This is a genomic window from Chitinophaga jiangningensis (genome assembly GCF_900142605.1).
GTDB classification, from domain to species: domain Bacteria; phylum Bacteroidota; class Bacteroidia; order Chitinophagales; family Chitinophagaceae; genus Chitinophaga; species Chitinophaga jiangningensis.
On the sequence record NZ_FRBL01000010.1, the window covers coordinates 94,027 to 116,167 of the forward strand.

Below are 22,141 nucleotides of genomic sequence, written 5' to 3' on the forward strand. Positions count from 1 at the left end.
CAATTTTTTAGCGTATGAAACTGGATTTACTCGCAATAGCCGTGCACCCCGATGATGTGGAGCTGGGATGTTCCGGCACATTGATGATGCACGCGGCATCAGGCATGAAGGTAGGAGTGGTGGATCTCACCCGCGGAGAACTGGGTACCAGGGGTACCCCTGAGCTGCGTGAGCAGGAAGCGCAGGCAGCAGCAAAGATTATGGGCCTGGAAGTACGTGAAAACCTTGGCCTGGCCGATGGATTTTTCCGTAATGATACTATGGAACAATTGGCGATTATCACCGCCATCAGAAAATATCGTCCTGAAATAGTATTGGCTAATGCCATCGACGACCGCCACCCGGATCACGGGCGTGCAGCCAGGTTGATTGCTGACAGTTGCTTTTTGTCGGGACTCAGAAAGATTGCTACACAGGTAGACGGCCAGGAACAGGAAGCATGGCGTCCTAAACAGGTGTTTCATTTCCTGCAGGACCGTTACCACGAACCTGATTTCGTGCTGGATATTACCCCGGTAATGGACCGTAAGCTGGAATCTATCAAAGCGTTTTCTTCGCAGTTTCTGGCGGCAAAGGACCACGAGCCGCAAACTTACATCTCTGGTGCTAATTTCTTTGATAGCGTGGTGTATCGGGCTAAAATGCTCGGTAAAATGGTAGGGGTGGAATATGCCGAAGGGTATACCACTGCTAAGAAAATCGGTATCCGGAATTTCTCGGATCTGATTAATGTGACTACCTGATCGGGTTGTGATTCATCCACGGACCGACAACGGGCCGTGGGCAGCGCCCGCCCCACCAACCGATGCCGAAGGCATCGGTTCAAAACACATTGAAAGCGCAGGAAATATTTCCTGCGCTTTTACTTTTAATACATCCTTATTAATTTAAGGAGATGAAAACACTATTTGCCTTTCTTGCCGCCACCTTACTGGCCATACCTGCGTTTGCCCAGCGCACGGATAAAAAATTACAAGAAACACTGACACACCTGCTGAAGGATTTCCATGGGCAGGTGGGCATCTACGTCCATCACCTCAAAAATGATAAGGTAGTAGAGATTAATGCCGACACGATTTTCCCGACTGCCAGTATGATCAAAACAACCATTCAGGTAGGAATTTTTGACAAGATTGCAAAAGGGGAACTACAGTATCGGCAGCCGTTGATATACCGTGATTCTTTGTTGTATGCCGGTGTGGATATACTGGGGTCGTTTAAGGATAGTCAGCAGATTGATTTGGACAAAGTAGTGATGCTGATGCTGACCATGAGCGATAACACCGCCAGTCTCTGGCTGCAGTCGCTGGCTGGTGGTGGTGCAACGATCAACAGCTGGCTGGAACAGCATGGTTTTAAAGTGTTACGGGTCAATTCCAGGACGCCTGGCAGGGAAGAGATCAGGAAGGTATATGGGTGGGGGCAAACGAGTCCGCGGGAGATGGCGCAACTGATGGAAATGGTATATAAGGGGGAGGTGATAGATAAAGCGAGCAGTGAGCGAATGTACAGGAACCTGACGTGTAATCATTGGGATGCCCAGGGTTTACTGCAGGTTCCTGCGAATATCAGGACCGCATCAAAAAACGGCGCTGTGGATGATGCCAGATCGGAGGTGATTATGGTAAACGGGCCACATGGCGATTACGTGTATTGTATCACCACGAAAAATATTGCAGATCAAAGCTGGAAACCAGAGAATGAGGCCTGGCGGCTAATGCGGAAGGTGGGTTCTGCTATCTGGCAGCACTATGAACCTAACGGCAATAAGAGTCCTGACCCCGCTGTGGGGAAGTTTTGAACGGCAAATTAGGACCCGCTAAACACTAGATGAACAGATCTTTGGTAGCGTCAAATTCATCCTGTTTGATGATGCTGTTTTTAATAAACGGAATCAGAGCAAGTCCAATCGTAACGATCACAAGTAGTAAGTATTTCTTTTTCATTTCCATGCTAATTTTGTTAGTTCCAGATATAAAAGCTTCACCTATATAACTAATTACCGTGCCAAAATGTTACGGAAATCCCATAAAAATGTGAGTGCCGGCATTAAATTTTTATATATGGAAGGAGGATGGTGTGCTATAGTGCTTCACTGCGGTATTTTTTCCTATATATAGAGAAACTCAATATCACATTTTAAAAATCTATTTGATTAATAATGAATGTAAAGTGATCTTTGCGCCTGCAAAAACGACATTAGCTTAGCAACAAATCAAAAATCGAGTATAGAATATGAAAAATGTTATCTTATCCGTAGGATCTGAGTTTCCTGAATTCAAAAAAACGGCTGTAGTATCTATCGAAAAAGGTAAAGAGTTCTACGAACTGTCTTCTGAAGAGCTGAAAAACTCCGGTAAATGGATGGTGATGTTCTGGTGGCCTAAAGACTTTACGTTTGTATGTCCAACCGAGATTGCTGAATTCAACAAACATGCACAGGATTTCGCTGACCGTGATGCGGTACTGATCGGTGCTTCTACTGACAGTGAGTTCGTACACGCTGCATGGAGAAGAGACCACGAAGATCTGCGTGGCCTGCAGTTCCCAATGCTGGCTGATACGTCCAAATCTCTGGCTGAAGAGCTGGGTATCCTGGAATCCAATGAGAAAGTGGCTTACCGTGCTACTTACATTGTAGATCCTCAGGGTATTGTACGTTGGGTATCCCTGTATGATCTGTCTGTAGGTCGTAGCGTGAAAGAAGTACTGCGCGTGCTGGATGCCCTGCAAACAGATGAGCTGTGCCCTTGCAACTGGCAGAAAGGTGAAGCTACCCTGACTGCTTAATTTATTTCCAATACTACTTTACATACCCGGGAGGCAGCCTGCTGTTTCCCGGGGTTTTAAATCAAGAATAGCATATGTTTGCAACAACCAATCAGGATACCGCTGTACAATTGTTAGAAGTTGTTGGTTTGGCAGAGCAGCCGGTATCTGAAAAGTTACAGGCGCTGGTAAATGCAGATGCACGTTACCTGAAAGATCTGAAAATTAACGTTACAAATGCACTGGGTGCAAGTACCCTCAGCAAGAAGGAAGCCTATCTGATAGGACTGTCTGTTGCGGTTAACGAGAAGCATGCTGCACTGCAGTCATCCTTTGAGAAACTGGCTAAACAGGAAGGAGCCAATGAGAAAGAGGTAGCCGAGATTCTGAGCTGCACTTCCCTGATGAATGCCAATAACATCTACTATAGATTCAGACATTTTGTAAATAAGGAGTTCTATACCACCACAGCTGCAGGTGTCCGAATGAGCATTATGGCAAATCCGGTGCTGGGCAAAGAGTTTTTCGAACTATTGAGCCTGGTTATCTCTGCGCTGAATGGTTGTGAAATGTGTGTTACCTCCCATGAAGAAGCGGTAGTAAAGCACGGAACTGAGCCGCAGCGTGTGCTGGAAGCGGTGAGACTGGGTGCTGTACTGAAGAGCCTTATTGTATTGTTATAAAAAATATATAAAAAGTAGAAATCATACCGATTACTGCTGTAAACAATTGATTATTAAACTGATGTAAGATCAGGTATTAGTTGTGGACACCTATTATACATGACAAATTTCAAATTTGTGAATAAATTCATGCAATAATATTTGCTAAGTCCACAAAAAAAACTGACTTTTGCATTCCTAAAATTTTTAGATCATGGCAAGAGTATGTCAGGTGACAGGAAAGAAGCCGATTACAGGTCACCATGTTTCCTTCTCCAACATTAAGACAAAGAGAAGGTTTCTGCCTAACCTGCAGAAAAAACGTTTTTTCCTGGCGGAAGAAGACAAATGGATATCTTTAAAGGTATCTGCTGACGGTTTGAGAACCATCAATAAGAGAGGTTTGTATGCAGTAGTGAAGGAATTGCGTGCAGCTGGTCAGGAAATTTAATTCTAGGACTCACTTAATTTGTATACAAAATGGCAAAAAAAGGTAACAGAGTGCAGGTAATTCTGGAATGCACTGAGCATAAAACCTCAGGTCTGGCTGGAACTTCCCGTTACATCTCTACAAAGAATAAGAAAAATACTCCAGAGCGTCTGGAGCTGAAGAAGTACAACCCTATCATGAGAAAGGTGACTGTACACAAAGAAATTAAATAGTTAATTGTTAGTGGTTAATGGCTGTAATGCAATACACGGCCATATAGCCATCGACCATAAAACAAATGCAATACAATGGCAAAAGCAGTTTCAAAGAACTCGAAGGTAAAAGACGCTAAAGCAGCAGCTGATGCAAAGGTGTGGACTAAAGTTGTGAAAGCAGTACGCTCTCCTAAAACTGGTGCCTATACTTTCAAAGAAGCTATCGTGCACAAAGACAAAGTGCAGGAGCATATCAACGCTAAGTAATTCGGCTTTACTAATATTATACTTAAAAGCTGTCCCTTAACAGGACAGCTTTTTGTGTTTGCATATATGGCTCCCTGCGATCCTCCAACTCATGGAAGAGGGGACCCATCCGGTCCACACGCGGCGTAATCCTCCGGAGTATTTAAGATAATTAACGACGCTCACTGTCTGGATACAGCGAACTACCTAATCCACACGTGTTGCATTCGCCGTAGCAGTTAAGGGAAATAACAACTCCCGCTGGCGGGTAGAGCGGATCACCCGGTCCCCCACGCGGCGCAATTCAACGCAGCAGTTAACCATAAATAACGAACTCCCGATGCCGGGGAGAGGGGACCACCCGGTCCGCTCTCCCCGGCTTTACCGGCACCGCAGGTGCCGGTAAAACCGGGATAGCAACCATCAAAACGCAAGCCATCGCGATAACAGCCCTTCTTTCCAAGAAAAGCCGTATTTTAGCGACCTGAATTGAAAAATGAACCCGGCCGCCATCGTTGGCCCACTATTACTAATATGAGCTTTTTCAAAAATCTATTCTCCAGAGAGAAAAAGGAAAGCCTGGATCAGGGACTCCAAAAAACAAAGGAAAGTTTCCTCTCCAGGATCGGACGCGCCATCGCCGGTAAGTCCACCGTCGACACCGAAGTACTGGATAACCTCGAAGAAGCATTGGTGTCTGCCGATGTAGGTGTGGAAACCACTGTGAAAATCATCGATAAAATCGAACAACGCGTTGCGAAAGATAAGTACTTGGGAACGAGCGAGTTGAACAGGTTACTGCAAGAAGAAATTGCAGCACTCCTGGTGGACGCCCCGGATAGCGGCTTCCGCGATTTTGACGTCCCTGCCGATAAAAAGCCTTACGTAATCATGGTCGTAGGTGTGAACGGCGTAGGTAAAACCACCACCATCGGAAAACTCGCCTATAACTTCAAAAAAGCGGGTAAAAGCGTATTGCTCGGTGCTGCCGATACTTTCCGCGCAGCAGCCGTAGATCAACTCACCATCTGGAGCGACAGGGTAGGCGTGCCTATCGTAAAACAGGCCATGGGCTCCGACCCGGGCGCCGTTGCCTTCGATACCGTACAAAGTGGCGTTGCCCGCGATGTAGATGTGATCATCATCGATACCGCCGGCCGCCTCCACAATAAAATCCACCTGATGGACGAGCTAAGCAAAATCAAACGTGTGATGAAAAAGGTAATCCCCGACGCACCACATGAAGTATTACTCGTACTCGACGGTTCCACCGGCCAGAATGCGGTAGAACAGGCTAAGCAGTTTACCGCCGCAACCGAAGTGACTTCCCTCGCCATCACCAAACTGGATGGTACCGCAAAAGGTGGGGTAGTGCTCGCCATTGCCAATCAGTTCAAAATCCCGGTTAAATACATCGGCATTGGCGAAAAAATGGAAGACCTGCAGGTATTCGATAAGCATGCCTTCGTTGATTCTCTGTTTAGTGTAAATGATTGATTTTGAATTAAATGTAATTCCTAGTTAGAATTTTAAATCACTTTTGTTTAAAATTTTACTTTAAATAAAACGGAGCTGACCAACGAGCGAACAAATGCATTTACATTTGCATTATATCAAAAACGCTTATTGGTCAGCTTTTTGTTTGGCTTTCCGTATCTGACCAGTTTTTTGTTGCCACATAACCGAGCCTTCGCTAAATTAGAGTAGTTGTTTTTTGGTACCCTTTTTAATAACAATTCGTAGTTATGAATATTTCAAGCATAGACCGAGTTGATAATATTACACCGGAGGAATTCAAAAGAAACTATTACCTGCCACGTAAACCGGTAGTAATTACAGCTCTCAGTAAACAATGGCCAGCTAAAGAGAAGTGGACATGGGATTATTTCAAATCCATCGTAGGCGATAAAACGGTAGGCGTCTACAACAATACCAGGGCAGATGCCAACACGCCCGTAAACGGCGCGGATGATTACATCCGGTTTGGCGACTATCTCGACCTCATCCAGAAAGGCCCGGTAGCGCTTCGCATCTTCCTGTTTAATATCTTCCAGCACGCACCGCAACTCACGGAAGATTTCACCTGGCCCGACAAATTCTCCAAAGGTCTCCTTAAAAAATATCCCATGCTGTTTGTAGGCGGAGCAGGCTCCGTTGCACATATGCATTACGATATCGACCTTTCCCATATTTTCCATACCCAGTTCGTAGGCCGCAAAAGAGTGCTGTTGCTGGAAAATAAACAATCGCCCTACATTTACCGCATGCCATTTACGGTAGAGAGCGCTGCTGATTTTGTCAACTGGCACCAGCAGCTGAATACGGCCGACTTCCCGGCGCTGAACTACGCCACCGGCCTCACCACCATCCTCGAGCACGGGGATACACTGTTTATGCCCGGCGGCTACTGGCACCATATGGAGTACCTCGACAGCGGTTTTGCCATGAGCCTGCGCGCACTCGATCATTCCCTGGCAGGTAAACTCAACGGACTCTATCATATAGTAGGACTCCGCGGTATGAACAACCTGCTCATCAAAATGGCGCCCCAGTGGTGGTACCACAAAAAACGGGAACTGGCCAAATCCAGGGCAGATAAGTTGATCAAAGCAATCTCAGCATAAATCGGTTTAGCAGCTGTAAATAGTTTATTTGCAGCTGTTTATCTTTAATTTCATAATTATCAATTCTTTTTGTTACCTTTGCACCTTCCTTACTCAACCCCCACTAAGGCTCAAAGTCACGTACAGTAAGTCTGCTGTTTTATCATGTTAGTGTCTGTGTGTCTTCGTGGCGGTAAGCGGTCCGGCAGGTAGTCTGCACCGCAAGCGCTAAAACATTCGCATTGAAGACGAAAACTTTAAAGAAAGACAAGGTTAATATTATTACACTTGGTTGTTCCAAGAACATGGTTGATTCGGAAGTATTGAGCGGTCAGCTCGCTGCTAACGAAATTGACGTAGTGCACGAAAGCACAAAGAGAGATCATAACATCGTAGTTGTAAACACCTGCGGTTTTATTGACAAAGCCAAGGAAGAATCCATCAACACCATCCTCGAACAGGTAGAACTCAAAGAACGCGGCAAACTGGACAAAGTTTATGTCACAGGCTGCCTGAGCGAACGCTACCGTGGCGATCTGGAATCAGAGATCGCAGGCGTGGATGCCTGGTTTGGAACCATGGAGCTCCCGCTTATCCTTAAAAAATTTGATGCAGACTATAAGGCAGAACTGATCGGAGAACGACTGTTAGCGACTCCTTCTCACTATGCCTATCTGAAAATTGCAGAAGGGTGTAACCGTACCTGCGCTTTCTGTGCCATCCCGCTTATGCGTGGTCAGCACGTTTCCAAACCAATTGAAGAACTGGTGGCAGAAGCAGAAAAGCTGGTAAAATCCGGTGTGAAAGAGATCATGCTCATTGCACAGGAACTCACCTACTACGGCCTGGATCTCTACAAACAACGTCGCCTTGGCGACCTGATGAGAGCCCTCGCACAGGTAGAAGGCCTGCAATGGATTCGCCTTCACTACGCTTATCCTACCAAGTTTCCGATGGAAATCCTGGATGTGATGAACGAGTTTCCGAACATCTGCAAGTACCTGGATATGCCTTTGCAGCACGCCGCCAATGGTATGCTCAAAGCCATGAAACGCCAGATCACCCGCGAGGAAATCGAAGACCTGGTACATGCCATTCGTGAAAAAGTGCCTGGTATCGCTTTACGTACCACCCTCATCGCCGGCTTCCCTGGTGAAACCGAAGATGATGTGGAGGAACTGAAAGGATTCCTCGAAAGAATGCGCTTCGACCGTGTAGGCGTATTCACCTACAGCCATGAAGAAGGTACCAGCGCCTACGAGCTGGAAGACAATATCCCGGCTGAGGAAAAAGAAAGAAGAGCACAGGACATTATGGCCGTGCAACAGGAAATCTCCCTGGAGAAAAACCAGGAAATGGTAGGGAAGGTTTTCAAAGTAATCGTAGACAAAAAAGAGTCCGGCAGGTATCTTGCCCGCACTGAATTTGACTCTGTGGAAGTAGATAATGAAGTGATCATCAATACCACCAAACGCCTTAAACCCGGCGACTTCGTGGAAGTGCGCATCACCAAAGCATTCGACTACGACCTCGAAGGAGAACTGGTGTAAGCAGCCCAGCAGGCGTTGCGGCTTTGTCCGGGCAAAAAGCCCGGTAACAGAAAAAATATTTCAACAGTCCCCTCAATAAAAAGGGGCCTATTACAACAGCTCCCGACGGAGCTTGATCAATGTAAATCAATGACAACATTTGAATCTCTGGGCTTAAAAGAGTCCATCTTAAAGGGAATTACAGACTTGGGCTTTGTTGCTCCAACCCCTATTCAGGAAAAGGCAATTCCCGTATTATTGAGTGGTGACCGCGACTTCGTAGGTCTTGCCCAGACGGGCACGGGTAAAACAGCAGCTTTTGGCCTGCCTTTACTCCAGCAAATCGATGTAAATCTGCATAAACCACAGGGACTGGTGCTTTGCCCTACCCGTGAGCTTTGTCTGCAGATTACCAATGACCTGAAAAACTTCAGCAAACACCTCGGTGACGTGAGCATCGTAGCCGTTTACGGTGGCTCCAGCATTGTACAGCAACTGCGCGAACTGAAAAGAGGCGTGCACATTGTTGTTGCTACACCGGGCCGCCTGCTCGATATCATCGACCGTGGCGCAATCAACTTCGACAACGTACGCTACGCCGTACTGGATGAAGCGGATGAAATGCTGAACATGGGCTTCCAGGAAGACATCAACAGCATCCTCTCCAACACCCCTGAAGAAAAAACAACGTGGTTGTTTTCCGCTACCATGCCACAGGAAGTACGCCGAATCGCCCAGAAATACATGGAAGATCCGTTTGAACTGACTGTAGGTAACAAAAACAGCGGTAACGCCAATATCGAACACGAATACTACGTGGTACGCCCACGCGAAAAATATGCGGCACTGAAACGCCTGGTTGACTACAACCCGGATATCTTCGGTATCGTTTTTACCCGTACTAAAATTGAATCACAGGAAATCGCTGAATCACTGATCAAAGACGGTTACAATGCAGATGCCCTGCACGGTGACCTGACCCAGCAACAGCGTGATAAAGTGATGAAACGCTTCCGCGAAAGAGCCCTCCAGGTACTGGTAGCTACTGACGTGGCAGCACGTGGTATCGACGTTGACAACGTTACGCACGTTATCAACTACGAACTGCCTGATGACGTAGAAAACTACACCCACCGTTCCGGCCGTACCGCCAGAGCTGGTAAATCCGGTACTTCTATCGCCATCATCAGCAGCCGCGACATCGGTAAAATCCGTCAGATCGAAAGAGTAATCGGTAAGAAATTTACCAAAGGTGATGTTCCGGACGGTTTCGCCGTTTGCGAAAAACAACTCTTCGGCCTGGTACACAGAGTGCATAACGTAACTGTAAACGAAGAACAGATCGAACCATACCTGGAACGCATCAACGAAGAATTTGCCAACATGAGCAAAGAAGAGCTGATCAAGCGTTTCGCTTCCCTGGAATTTAACCAGTTCCTGGAATACTACCAGGATGCAGCTGATCTGAACGTAAAAGAAGAAAAACGCAGCTTCGAAGACAGACGCCGTGAGAACAGCAAGTTTACCCGCCTGTTCATCAACCTCGGCTCTGTGGACGATTTCAACCGCGGCGATATGCTCCGTTACCTGTGCGATAACACCGGTTTACGTGGTAACAAAATCGGCCGTATCGACCTGAAAGGCGTTTACTCCTTCTTTGAAGTAGAAAATGATGCCGTTGAAAAAGTAACACAATCCTTCAAGAAAGTGGAATACAACGGTCGCTCCGTAAGGATCGAAATGTCCCAGGACGGTGATAAACGTCGTGGCGGCGGCGGTGGCGGACGCAGAGAAGATGGCGGTCCACGCAAACGCTGGCACAGCACCGAAGGTGGTGGCGGTAACCGCGGAGAAAAAAGAGAGTACTCCGGCGGTGGCAGCAGACCTCCGTTCAAACGTAAGTTCAATGCCTAATTAGCATAATAAGCTAAGAGGTTGTATTAAAAGTAATTTTTCTGACAATATCCCACCGCGTAAAGCGGAACCTGAACTGATGACACCAGCGGTGCCATTAACAATCGGTCAAAAGATCGATAACAGGAATGGGAAAGAAACAGACAACTACTTTTAATACAACCTCTTTCTTTTTCCGGAGAATCCGAAAATTTTTTCTTTGCTTTGAAAATTAAACTATCTTGTTAATCCAGACAATTCAACCAAGCAGAGCTATGACCGGAGATTCCTATAGCGTTAAACAGTCCGTTATACCCTTTTCCCTTTTTACATCCGCAGATATTGCCCTGTTTCAGGCAGGCTCACACTATCGGCTATACGAAAAATTCGGTGCAAGAACCACCCACTGTGATGGTATCGCAGGAACGTATTTCGCCGTATGGGCGCCGGATGCAGCATATGTTTCCGTCACCGGCGACTTCAACGAATGGGATCGTTATAGTCATACCCTGTTACCCCGTTGGGACAGCTCCGGCATCTGGGAAGGATTTATCCCCGATGTAGCCGAAGGCAGTCTGTACAAATATTTTATCCGCTCCAACAGTGGCGAAGAATTGTTTAAGGGAGATCCATACGCCACCCATTGGGAAGTGCGTCCTAAAACGGCTTCCATCGTTCATGCGCTCGATTACAAATGGAAAGATAAAGCCTGGATGGAGAAACGCCACCAGCACAACTCGCTGAAAAAACCTTTTAGTGTATATGAAGTGCACCTGGGATCGTGGCGCAAACCCGATCCTATGGCTGAGGAGAAATTCTATTCTTACCCGGAAATCACCAAAATGCTGGTGCCATACGTGCAGGAAATGGGCTTTACCCACGTAGAACTCATGCCCATTATGGAGCATCCCTTCGATGGCTCCTGGGGTTATCAGCTCACAGGTTATTATGCCCCAACTTCCCGCTACGGCACACCACAGGAATTTATGGAAATGGTGGATGCCTTCCATGAAGCCGGCATCGGTGTGATCCTGGATTGGGTACCATCCCATTTCCCATACGATGCGCACGGGCTCTTCCGGTTTGATGGTTCCCATACCTACGAATATGCGGATATGCGTAAGGGTTATCATCCGGACTGGAACAGCTATATATTTAATTACGGCCGCAATGAAGTACGTTCCTTCCTCCTCAGCAACGCCGTTTACTGGCTGGATAAATACCATGCTGACGGGCTAAGGGTAGACGCGGTGGCATCTATGATTCACCTCGATTACAGCAGGGAAAGAGGCGCCTGGGATCCGAATGAATTCGGCGGTAACGAAAACCTGGAAGCCATCAGTTTCGTGAAAAAGATGAACGAAACCATCTATGCCCTGTACCCTGATGTACAAACCATCGCGGAAGAATCTACTTCGTTCTATGGGGTGTCGCGCCCTACCTTCCTTGGTGGACTTGGCTTTGGTATGAAATGGATGATGGGCTGGATGAACGATACGCTGGACTACTTCAAAAAAGATCCGGTGCATCGCAAGTGGTTCCAAAACGACCTCACATTTAGCGTGGTGTATGCATTCAGTGAAAACTTCATGCTGCCTTTCAGTCACGACGAGGTTGTACACGGGAAATCTCCCATGCTCTACAAAATGCCCGGCGACGACTGGCAGAAGTTCGCCAACCTCCGGCTGTTGTACAGTTATATGTTTACACATCCCGGTACCAAGCTGCTGTTTATGGGTGATGAGTTTGGGCAGACAACGGAATGGAACTATAAAACAGAGCTGGATTGGCATCTCCTTAAATACAAACCCCATGAGAGCCTGAAGAAATATGTAAAGGCGCTCAATACCCTGTATACCACCAGCACAGCCTTGTATGAGCAACAGTTTGACGGGGCCGGTTTCGAATGGATTACAGTGAATGATTATGACAATTGCGTACTGATTTACATGCGCAAGGGTGTGCATCCGGATGACCTGCTGCTCGTAGCACTTAACATGACACCTGTTCCGAGAGAGCGTTATGTAGTGGGGGTTCCTGTACCTGGTAAGTGGAAAGAAGTGTTAAACAGTGATGATGCACAGTTTTATGGTAGCGGTGTGGTAAATACCGGTATCCAGGAAGGTACGAAACAGACCTATAACGGGAAAGATTATACGATTACTTTGAGGCTGCCGCCATTGGGTGCCAGCATTTTACAATATATCCCTGTTAAGTAAGCTCAGGGGGATTAAATATGTTATAGTCGGACTGTTCTGCGGAACAGTCCGATTTTTTTTAGGCCTGTGTTTTGCTGCAATAAGACTAAACTTTCAGACGTTATTTTAGTCTTATAACAGATTCAGCCAAAGAAACAGGAAAATTTTTCAACCAAGGTATATACCATCATCATTTATTGAATTTAAAACCAGTTATTTATGAAAAACTCTCTCCGTAATGCCGGATTGTTGTTGGCGGTAATTATTACAGGAGCGGCAGTCTTAATCAGTGCCTGCAATAAGGATAATTCCGTTTCAGACCAGCCGGTTCCGGCCAACAAGCAAAAAGTAAGTCTGTATCTTTCCGATGATCCCGGGTATTTTGACCAGGTATTGCTCGATATCCGCAAGGTGGAAGTCCTGGTGGATACCTGCGGCAAAATCGACAATGGAAACTGGAACGACAGGGACCGTTGCGGCTGGGATGATGTATTTGGCCGTCGGAACGACAGCTGCCAGGTCTGGGATTCTCTGGGAATCAAGGCCGGGGTGTATGATTTGCTGACCCTGCGAAACGGTACCGACACGTTGCTGGCAGGTGGAACGGTCAGCAAGGGTACGATCGAGCGTATCCGAATCACAATTGGCTCCAACAACTCATTGGTTAAGAACGGCGTTAGTTACCCCGTGAAATCGCTGACCGGCCAAAGCAAAATTGTGGTACGCGTGCGCCACACCGAGTGGGACCAGCTGAGTGCCGACAATCTCCGACTCTGGCTTGATTTCGACGTACAGCGCTCCATCATCAAAACCAGGGACGGCAAGTTCTTCCTAACCCCTTACATCAATGTATTTACCATCCTGAAGATGGGAAGTTTGAGCGGTCGCATCACCCCAAGCGAGGCTTACCCGGTGGTTTCTGTGTACAACAACAGTAATGATACGCTGTATGCACTGCCGTGGAGAGATGGTTTCTTTAAGGTAAGAGGGCTGAAACCAGGCACCTGGAATGTGTTTATCAATCCGGATGCGGCATATAAGGATACTACTATTACCAATGTCACTATCACTGCAGGTAAGGATAACAGCCTTGGAACCATAAAGCTGACTAAAAAATAACTGATAACAATAAAGCTGGTGCAGGAGTGAAGACCGCAGGTCTTCACTCCTGCACTTTTTAAACCAGCCGAAGGCTGGCTTAAAAAATGCAAAAGAAATCCTAACTTGTAAAAAAAAGATCATGCGTCAATTACTGCTACTATGCCTTTTAAATGCTTTTTTGTTAACTGGTTTCGCACAGGAGCGACTGGTGTATAAGGTGCCGAAACATAACCAGAAGGATGAAAAAGGAAGAAAGCAGGGGTTATGGATGGAGGAAGTGGGAGAATTGAGAGGAGAACCCGGTTACACCTGGGAAGGCAATTACAAAAATGACCGTAAGGAAGGGGTTTGGAAGAAGACTACTGCTTCCGGTCATATATTAGCTGAGGAAACTTACAAAAACAACGTACTTAATGGATACTGCAAATATTTTTATCCTGATGGGAAGAAGAGTGCCGAGGGACAATATGTATCCACTGAAATCCCCGGTCAAAAGGATACGGTAATGGTGATCGACCTGGAAACCCAGCAGGAAAAGCCGATGGAAATCATCCGGGAAGGAAATCCCGTACGCCATGGCGTTTGGAAATTATATGATGAAGAATCCGGCCAGATGGTAAAGGAATATTATCGTTTAGGCGAGGTCGTTACTGCAGCCGAAATAGGGGACAATGATTCCATCCCGGTGAAAGCAGCTCCAAGGCCGCAGCAGACGCAATTGCCCCATGAAGGTGTTAAAGGCGGCAAGAAAAAGCAGTAAACAAAAAATGAACAAGGCTTTAGCGAAAAATGAACAAAAAGATTTGTCCATTTTAGCTTTTTTCTTTGTACTTTCATTTTAAGAAGGATGTTTGACGTATGTAGAGGCCCCCTGAGATATCTCCCTCAGATATTTTTAGATTTTTTAAATCCTATTAATTTGTTTGTATGAAAAGCCTAAGTTTAAACCACGCAGAACCTGGACAAGAAATGAATAACTACGAAATGACTACGGATAAGATAGAAATCCTGTTTCGGGCAGTATTTGTGTTCCTGATTTTTTGTGCATTGATTTCTATCTGTTTCCTGTCTATATATTATTAATAGGTAATTATTATTTCCTATCAGTAATAAGCATATACAATTCATCAAATAGAAAAGCCTTCCAACAGGAAGGCTTTTCTATTTTTAGTATCGAATGACCGCTGAAACAGCCATCTGATCAGTAAATTTTTGGAATGAACAAAATGAATAAGTGGTATACCTGTTCATTTTGTTCATTGCAGTTGCATATTTTGAAGTGATGCTTTGTCCTGTTAATTTTGCGCAACTAAAGTTGGCATAGGTTAGGACAAAGCACGTTAGATGTCTATCTGGTGTGCCCTTATTTTATCACAATTTCTTCGAAGCCTTTATCGGCAACAAACTCAATCACATTATCTCCCGCGGTCCAGCTACCGGCCTCCAGTTGTTTTCCGTTTACCAGCACAGCAGCAGGCGTGAAAGGAATGCCATACACTTTAATGCGGAAGCGGTTGTAAGTGGACTGATAGTTTATATAATATTGTTTTTTCAACCAGAACTGTTTGTCGTCCGATGCCTGTTTGAAACGGATCACGTTAAACTGGCCGTTTTTATATCCATAGTGATCACCGGCATCTTCATACAAAGAACTTTTTACAACCGTGTTGCTGTAGTAGGCTTCCAGGATCATTTCTTCCACCTGTTTTTCGCCGGTATACTGCATTTCCGGATAAAACGGAATAACAGCACCTGCTTTCACAAATAATGGCATCTGGTCCAGCGGGGTAGCCACGGTGTGGTGTTCGCCACCAGCCAGTTGTGTTTTATCCCAGTAGCTGTACCATTGGCCTTTAGGGAGATATAAATCTTTCTCCTGCATACCTGCTTCGTTTACAAAACTGATCAGCAGGGAATCGCCGAACATAAATTCATGGGAGCAATTGTAGGTATCTGCCTCATGCTGCGCCACAAAAGCCAGCGGCCGGATCATCGGGGTACCGTTTTGTGCATATTGCCAGAAGGTGGTGTAGAAATAGGGAAGCAGTTGGTATCGGAGTGATATAAATTTCTTTACGATCGCCTCATATTTTTCACCGAAACTCCATGGCTCCTGGTCGAACCCGGTTTCATTGCTGGCGCTATGGGTACGCATCAGCGGATGGAAGGAGGCCAGCTGAATCCAGCGGGTATACAATTCTCCGTCCGGCTCACCAATGAAGCCGCCAATATCACTGCCGCAGAACGATAAGCCGGAAACGGCCAGTCGCTGACACTGCACGGCTGCCAGCCAGAGGTGTTCCCAACTGGAAACGTTATCCCCGGTCCAAACAGAGGACCAGCGCTGTGCACCCGCATATGCAGAGCGGGTGATAACAAATGGCCGGTTAGGCATGAGGTAGCGCTTCAGGCCTGCTGAAGTGGCTTTACTCATCAGGTGGCCATATACATTATGTGCCTTGCGGTGACTCACTTCTTCTCCGTCGTAATCGTGGCGCACATCTTCAGGGAAGGTGCCCATTTCAAACACCGCAGGTTCGTTCATATCATTCCATACGCCGCGCACGCCTGTTTCGGCAAGCCCTTTGAAAAGGCCGGCCCACCAGTCGCGCACCTCCGGATTGGTAAAGTCGGGGAACACACATTTGCCCGGCCATACATCACCTTCCATCAGCGCGCCATCCGCGCGTTTACAGAAGTAATTATTTTTAAGTCCATCCTGGTAGATGCTGTATTCCGGATCTACTTTGATGCCTGGGTCAATGATTACCACCACTTTAAAACCTTCTTTTGCAAGGTCGCTGATCATTTTAACCGGGTCAGGGAAATATTCCTTATTCCAGGTAAAGCAGCGGAAGCCGTCCATATAGTCGATGTCGAGATAGATGACATCGCAGGGGATCTGGCGTTTGCGGAATTCCGTGGCAATATCTCTCACTTTTTGCTCCGGGTAGTAGCTCCAGCGGCATTGGTGGTAGCCAAGTGCCCATAATGGCGGCAACTCCGGTGTTCCGGTAATGCGGGTATAGGTTTCGGCAACTTCCATCAGGTCAGGCCCGTAGATGAAGTAGTAATTCATTTCACCGCCTCTTGCCCAGAAGCTGCATACATTGTCTCTTTCCTTTCCGAAGTCGAAGATGGTGCGGAAGGTATTATCAAAAAACAGTCCGTAGCCTATACCATTATGCAGGCCGTAGTAGAAGGGGATATTCCGGTACAGCGGGTCGGTATCTTTCTGGTAGCCGTAGGCATCTGTGCCGTAGTTTTCCAGGCGTTTGCCGCGGAGGTTGAGGTCCGTGGGTTTATCGCCCAGGCCGTAGAATACTTCATTTTCCTGGATCAGCTTACTACAGTAAACGATCTTACCACCTTTGAGGAGGTAATGCTGCCAGTGAAAGCCCATTTCATCCTGGTTGATGATTTTGCCTTCCAGGTCGGTGATGGTAACGCGGAGGTTATCCCTGGCGATCAGCACCTTAATATAGTTCGTGTATATTTCGAAGTTGGCATCGAACTCCCTGATACCAAAAGAGATCGGAGACTCTTCCAGTGTATCACTGGTGGCATAGGAGAAATCGCGCTGGAAAGTACCGTCGGAGGCGTATCTGAACCGGATGATCTTGTCGGAGATAACCCTTACTTCCAGAATGGTTTCAGTAGTATAAAAGTAGAAGATGTTACCTTCTTTTTTCCATGACCGGACGGCATCCGGGTAATGTTTCGCTGAGTATTTGCTCGAGGAAGTTTCAACTTGCATAATAGCTTTTTCTATGTCAGGCTTATCCCGGCTTTAAGTTACAAAAAAAAGGAGGCCGATGTTAATTTTCCCTGCCTGCCTGTAGGTTAGAAAAATACCCTTTATGGTAGCGGAAGGTCCGCGTCAGCATCGCTGTTGCCGGGTTACGTTCCGCATTCCGCGCGGTGGGTTAGCGCCGGCGAAATAACGTTGATGATGGTAATCTCTACGTTTACGATCAAAAATATCTGCTTTGCAAAAAAGAGCAAAAAAAGAGATAATATCTTATTAACTTCAAAGCAATAAATGTACTTTTTGCTTTAACCTATTCCAGCGGTGCGCCTTTCCAGGAGCACCTTTTTGGTATAAGGCAGTTACTCCGCTTGCAGCACAGCAATTTCTTTGCCCGCAAGGTACACCAGTTTTCCATTCCGGGCTTTCATGATGGCATTGTAGCCACTTCCGATTTTTGCCCAGGTTTTTCCACCATCGTAGGAAAGGTGTGTGCCGCTGGTACCGGTTGCTAACAGGGTGTTTTTATTTACCCAGGTAACGGCCGACTGATAACCCGACGGTGGTATGGCTGGTGCTGTCCAGGTTTTACCACCATCGCTGGTAATAAAGCAGTTGCGTTCGCGCAGGGTATCATTTTTATAATCGCCTCCAACTATGATGCCGTTTTGCTGATCCCGAAAGGCAACGGAAAAAGTGCCGGTGCTATTTTGTCCCTGAATTAACGGTAATGGGTAAACGCTATAGTTATTATCCCGGATAACACGGTTGCGGGTACCGTTGTTGAAAAAAATTCTTGATACGGAACCACCGGTCACGAACAGGGATTGCCCGTTAGGAAGTGCAATCAGACTGGTGTTACTGGCTGCAAATATCGCTTCGCCGGGCTGTGCAGCCGGCCTGGCATCCATAGGATCCAGTTCCCAGGAAAGGCCGCCGTTATGCGTGCGGAGCACCGTAAATTTTTCTTTACCATTATTATCCTTCAGCGGGTCGCCGATGGCAATGCCCTCCTGCTCGTTCATAAATACCAGCCCGTCAAAGAAAATGTCTTTGTCTTCATTCGAATATACTTTTTTCCAGGACTGCCCGCCATTGGTAGTCATGTAAAGCAGGGCAGGACTCCCGATACTCAGTACTACTGCCTTCAGGCTGTCAAATGCGTAGATAGAGCGGAAATCGCAGCTGTCGGCCACCTTGCTCCACTTCCAGGATTGACCGCCATTGGCAGTACGGCCTACCATTCCCTGGGTACCAGACACCCACACAATATCGTCTGTTACCGCCTGAAGTCCACGGAGGCTTTTGGCAGGCAAACCGGCCGAGAGGGTGCGTACAGGTACGGGCAACTGAGCTTTAGCAGCAGTTGACGTCCACATAAATACCACCGAAAGTGCAAAAACTTTAATAGCAGAGGCCGTTGTATCTGGCCACAGTAAAGTGTTACAGCGATTCATTAAATATCGTATCCTTGAAATAGGCATAAGTTATAATATTTATTTCCAATCTGTTAGCGGCAAGAAAATTACAAAATTGCTATAAAGTGTGAAGCAGATTTATATATTTGCATAAAGCCTAAAGCTGCTCACTGTCATTAACACTAAAACCATCGTGCATTTATTGCCTAAAATCAAAATACTCTTCCTGCTGTGCCTGTGTATCTTAAGGGGATCTCTGCTCCTTGCTCAGGATAAGCCGTATATTTTTGATGGTTATAGTGTGAATGAAGGACTTTCTCAGAGTTCGGTTTCGGACATTTGTCAGGACGACCAGGGGTTTATGTGGTTTGCCACCCGCGACGGTATCAATCGTTTCGATGGATACATTTTCAATGAATACAGGTATAAGCCTAATTCCCCGATCAGGCCCGGTGATGGCAAAGGCGAACTGGTACCGCGTACTATCACCGGTAACCGCGCAGTAATCAATCGGTTTGATCTCAGTGGTTATAAAGGCTATTCTTTTTATAAGGACAGTCGCAACCGCCTGCTGCTTACACATAATAATGGTGTGAGTGTATATGATAAGTACCGCAACCGGTTCCGCGAAGTTTTTCCGGATAGCGTGAAAGCGAATGTGAACACGGCCGAGCGGGATGCCAGTTATAAGTTTAAAATTTTGGGAGAAGATACAGCCAGCCGTACTATCTGGATCTGGCGGCCTATGAAAGGGATCTACGTTGTGGACAGGGACTCATTCAGAACCAAACGGATGATTGCTTATCCACGGCAGTTCCAGCAGGCCGGGGTGGTGCCTGGGGTGGCATATAAGGATGGCGACCTGGTATGGATGAATTATCAGCCGGGAGAAATGCTGGCGCTCAACATCCGGACTTTACAATTACAGATCTTCTGTTTGCCGGGGATTGGGAAAAATCCTGTGGTCCGCCGGTTGAACCAGGATTCACTGATCATCGTTAGTGCCGGGCACGTGACCATCTTCAATAAAAAAAGGAACAAGTTCAGTGACCTGCCATATGATGTGCGCAATGAGCGTAATGAGGCCTTTGAGCCGAATGTGGTGGAGTTGGATCATGACGGCAATGCGTGGATAGGTGGTAATGACGGTGTATTGATATATAGCATAGCAAGAAATGAAATCATCCGGCACATCGTGAGTTTCAATACTTTCGAAACTCATTCCTTCAATGACGTTACTTTCCTGTACCGGGATGGTTCCGATAATATGTGGGTTGGTACGGATGGTGATGGTATCAAAAAATATTCGCCGCATAAAAAGGTTTTCAATCTTTATCGTTCTCCATACATCACGCATAACATGGTAATGTCTGTGTACAAGCATGATGACGGCAGGTTGTATGTGGGGTTATTGAGAGATGGACTGAATGTTTATGAAGAAGGCGGCCGTTTTTTAGAAAGGTTCTCCAATGAATTATACCCCGGGAAGTTTCCGGGCAGTGATCTGGCGGCTATCTGCCGGGAAGATTACGAGCATATCTGGTTACATTTTACCGGCATGCACATCGGGTTGTTTAATGTGATCACCAAAACCTATACAGATCTGACGGCCCAGGTGCGTAAGCTGGGGCTGCCGGACGACCGGCACCGTTTTCCGTTTTTATTTAAGCGGCCAAACGGCGAGGTGTATTTTAACTACGGACATTATCTGCTGATGTTTACCAATGAAGGGGCGGGGTACAAGGTGAGCATGGTGCACGACTTTGGAGATGAAACGCTGACTACCTACTACGAGGACATGATGGGGAACCAGTATGCCGGCACCAAGTCCTCCTTATTTGCACGTCATGCAGGAAGCAGCCGCTGGAACAAGGTGATTTTTCCGGAAGGAATGATGGTGAAGTCCATCAATAAAAATTCCCATAAGCAGGTATTGGTAGCGGGTACAAAAGGGTTGTTTATACTAAATGAACAGGATCAGATTGTACAGCATTTCAATAGCTACGATAATCCCAAGCTGATCAACGATTATTTGTACGGCGTGTTGCTGGATGATAAAGACAAGATCTGGGTGAGTCATAACAAAGGCTTGTCGCAGATCAACATGGTCACCAATGAGATAACGAGTTTCAACCATGAAGACGGGCTGCAGTCCAATGAGTTCAATACCGGGGCCTTTTACAAATCGGTAGATGGCGAGTTGTTCTTTGGTGGTATCCGGGGGGTGAATGGTTTCTACCCAAAAAATTTCAGGAACAATCCATATTATCCGAAAGTGGTGATTCGCAGGATGGAAGTATTGGATAAGCCTTATGAATCAGATACGGTGGTATCTCTCCTGAAAAAAGTAGAATTACCTTACAACCAGAACACGATCGCACTGGAGTTTGTGCCGCTGGAATATACCAACCCTACAAAGAACCGGATACAGTATAAACTGGAAGGGGCTGATGAGGACTGGGTGGATGGTGGTACCTTCCGAATGGCGAGGTATACGAACCTGCATCCTGGAAAATATACCTTTAAGGTAAGAGCTTCCAATAACGATGATATCTGGAATGCGACACCTACCACCCTGGAGATCCTTATCAGGATACCGTTCTGGCAATCGCTCTGGTTCAGGTTCCTGTTATTGTTGCTTTTGCTGGGTATTGCTTATTATTTCTCTACCTTGTATCTGGATTATAAGATCAGGCATGAGAAGCTGAAGCTGGAGAAAGAGCAGGCGGTGGATCAGGAACGTGCGCGTATCAGCAGTGACATGCATGACGACCTGGGGTCCGGATTATCTACCATCCGTTTGTTGAGTGAGATTGCAAAGCGTAAGATCCAGGATCCGACGCAAACGAGGGAGATAGAGCGGATTTCGGAAACGGCAGGGGAGATGGTGGATAAGATGAGTGAGATTATCTGGGCGATGAATTCTTCCAATGACAGTTTGGCGAATCTGATTGCATATATGCGTAGTTTTGCGGCCGACTTTTTGGAGCATGCACATATCACACATCAGTTTTATATACCGGATACCATCCCTAATATTAAATTAAGCGGAGGAACAAGGAGAAACATTTACCTGGCAGTAAAAGAGTCGCTGCACAATGTGGTAAAACACGCGAAGGCAACCGAAGTGATCATTGAAATTAAGATGAACAACCGAAATATGACCATCATGATAAAAGACAACGGAAAAGGGTTTGATCAGGAGAAGGTGCGTTTGTTTGGGAATGGTCTTAAAAACATCCAGAAGAGGATGATTGCAGTGGGTGGTAATGCGGATATCACCTCTGATAACGGAACAATAGTTTTTCTCGATATCCCACTAAATTAAC

Annotated in this window: 17 protein-coding genes; 15 read left to right on the forward strand and 2 right to left on the reverse strand. The window is 46.4% G+C overall.

The features are described 5' to 3' along the window. Positions 1-14 precede the first annotated feature (14 nt). The 14 genes from bshB1 (at position 15) to BUB18_RS24605 (ending at position 14,406) form a co-directional block, all read left to right on the forward strand. Positions 15-743, forward strand: coding sequence for a bacillithiol biosynthesis deacetylase BshB1 (bshB1, locus tag BUB18_RS24540; protein WP_073086198.1), 729 nt, complete (start codon positions 15-17; stop codon positions 741-743). A gap of 152 nt (positions 744-895) precedes the next feature. Beyond that, on the forward strand, positions 896-1,801 hold the full coding sequence (locus tag BUB18_RS24545) for a serine hydrolase (protein WP_073086200.1): 906 nt from the start codon (positions 896-898) through the stop codon (positions 1,799-1,801). 434 nt (positions 1,802-2,235) lie between these two features. Continuing rightward, positions 2,236-2,790 carry a peroxiredoxin gene (locus tag BUB18_RS24550; RefSeq protein ID WP_073086202.1) on the forward strand — a complete coding sequence of 185 codons (555 nt, stop codon included), beginning with the start codon at positions 2,236-2,238 and terminating at the stop codon, positions 2,788-2,790. 74 nt (positions 2,791-2,864) lie between these two features. Further along, positions 2,865-3,452: a carboxymuconolactone decarboxylase family protein gene (locus tag BUB18_RS24555; RefSeq protein WP_073086205.1), complete on the forward strand. Its 588-nt coding sequence runs from the start codon at positions 2,865-2,867 to the stop codon at positions 3,450-3,452. 193 nt (positions 3,453-3,645) lie between these two features. Continuing rightward, positions 3,646-3,882 carry a 50S ribosomal protein L28 gene (gene rpmB, locus BUB18_RS24560; RefSeq protein WP_073086206.1) on the forward strand — a complete coding sequence of 79 codons (237 nt, stop codon included), beginning with the start codon at positions 3,646-3,648 and terminating at the stop codon, positions 3,880-3,882. Between the two features lie 29 nt (positions 3,883-3,911). Continuing rightward, a complete protein-coding gene (rpmG, locus tag BUB18_RS24565) occupies positions 3,912-4,094 on the forward strand; it encodes a 50S ribosomal protein L33 (protein WP_073086208.1) in 183 nt (60 codons plus the stop codon). 75 nt (positions 4,095-4,169) lie between these two features. Continuing rightward, the gene (locus BUB18_RS24570) at positions 4,170-4,343 is read left to right on the forward strand and encodes a DUF4295 family protein (protein WP_073086210.1); all 174 of its coding nucleotides are present in this window, start codon (positions 4,170-4,172) and stop codon (positions 4,341-4,343) included. A gap of 513 nt (positions 4,344-4,856) precedes the next feature. Beyond that, positions 4,857-5,819, forward strand: a complete 963-nt coding sequence (ftsY, locus tag BUB18_RS24575; protein WP_073086212.1) for a signal recognition particle-docking protein FtsY — start codon at positions 4,857-4,859, stop codon at positions 5,817-5,819. Between the two features lie 248 nt (positions 5,820-6,067). Then, positions 6,068-6,946 (forward strand): cupin-like domain-containing protein, encoded by an 879-nt coding sequence (locus tag BUB18_RS24580; RefSeq protein ID WP_073086214.1) that lies wholly within the window; start codon positions 6,068-6,070, stop codon positions 6,944-6,946. Positions 6,947-7,167: 221 nt separating this feature from the next. Next, complete coding sequence (gene rimO, locus BUB18_RS24585) at positions 7,168-8,475, forward strand: 30S ribosomal protein S12 methylthiotransferase RimO (RefSeq protein WP_073086216.1); 1,308 nt, start codon at positions 7,168-7,170, stop codon at positions 8,473-8,475. 129 nt (positions 8,476-8,604) lie between these two features. Then, positions 8,605-10,368, forward strand: a complete 1,764-nt coding sequence (locus BUB18_RS24590) for a DEAD/DEAH box helicase (protein WP_073086218.1) — start codon at positions 8,605-8,607, stop codon at positions 10,366-10,368. A 254-nt stretch (positions 10,369-10,622) separates the two neighbouring features. Next, positions 10,623-12,566 carry a 1,4-alpha-glucan branching protein GlgB gene (gene glgB / locus BUB18_RS24595; protein WP_073086220.1) on the forward strand — a complete coding sequence of 648 codons (1,944 nt, stop codon included), beginning with the start codon at positions 10,623-10,625 and terminating at the stop codon, positions 12,564-12,566. A 198-nt stretch (positions 12,567-12,764) separates the two neighbouring features. Further along, positions 12,765-13,664 carry a DUF4382 domain-containing protein gene (locus tag BUB18_RS24600; protein ID WP_073086222.1) on the forward strand — a complete coding sequence of 300 codons (900 nt, stop codon included), beginning with the start codon at positions 12,765-12,767 and terminating at the stop codon, positions 13,662-13,664. 121 nt (positions 13,665-13,785) lie between these two features. Further along, entirely contained in the window at positions 13,786-14,406 is a 621-nt protein-coding gene (locus BUB18_RS24605) for a toxin-antitoxin system YwqK family antitoxin (RefSeq protein WP_073086224.1), read from the forward strand. A 603-nt stretch (positions 14,407-15,009) separates the two neighbouring features. On the opposite strand, the gene BUB18_RS24610 is transcribed toward BUB18_RS24605, so the two are convergent. Both BUB18_RS24610 and BUB18_RS24615 read right to left on the reverse strand, forming a co-directional pair. Next, complete coding sequence (locus tag BUB18_RS24610) at positions 15,010-17,403, reverse strand: glycoside hydrolase family 31 protein (RefSeq protein WP_073086226.1); 2,394 nt, start codon at positions 17,401-17,403, stop codon at positions 15,010-15,012. A 353-nt stretch (positions 17,404-17,756) separates the two neighbouring features. Beyond that, complete coding sequence (locus tag BUB18_RS24615; protein WP_143160092.1) at positions 17,757-18,773, reverse strand: WD40/YVTN/BNR-like repeat-containing protein; 1,017 nt, start codon at positions 18,771-18,773, stop codon at positions 17,757-17,759. A gap of 241 nt (positions 18,774-19,014) precedes the next feature. Here BUB18_RS24615 and BUB18_RS24620 point away from each other — a divergent pair, with 241 nt between their 5' ends. Next, entirely contained in the window at positions 19,015-22,140 is a 3,126-nt protein-coding gene (locus BUB18_RS24620) for a sensor histidine kinase (RefSeq protein ID WP_073086228.1), read from the forward strand. The last annotated feature ends 1 nt before the right edge of the window (position 22,141 follow it).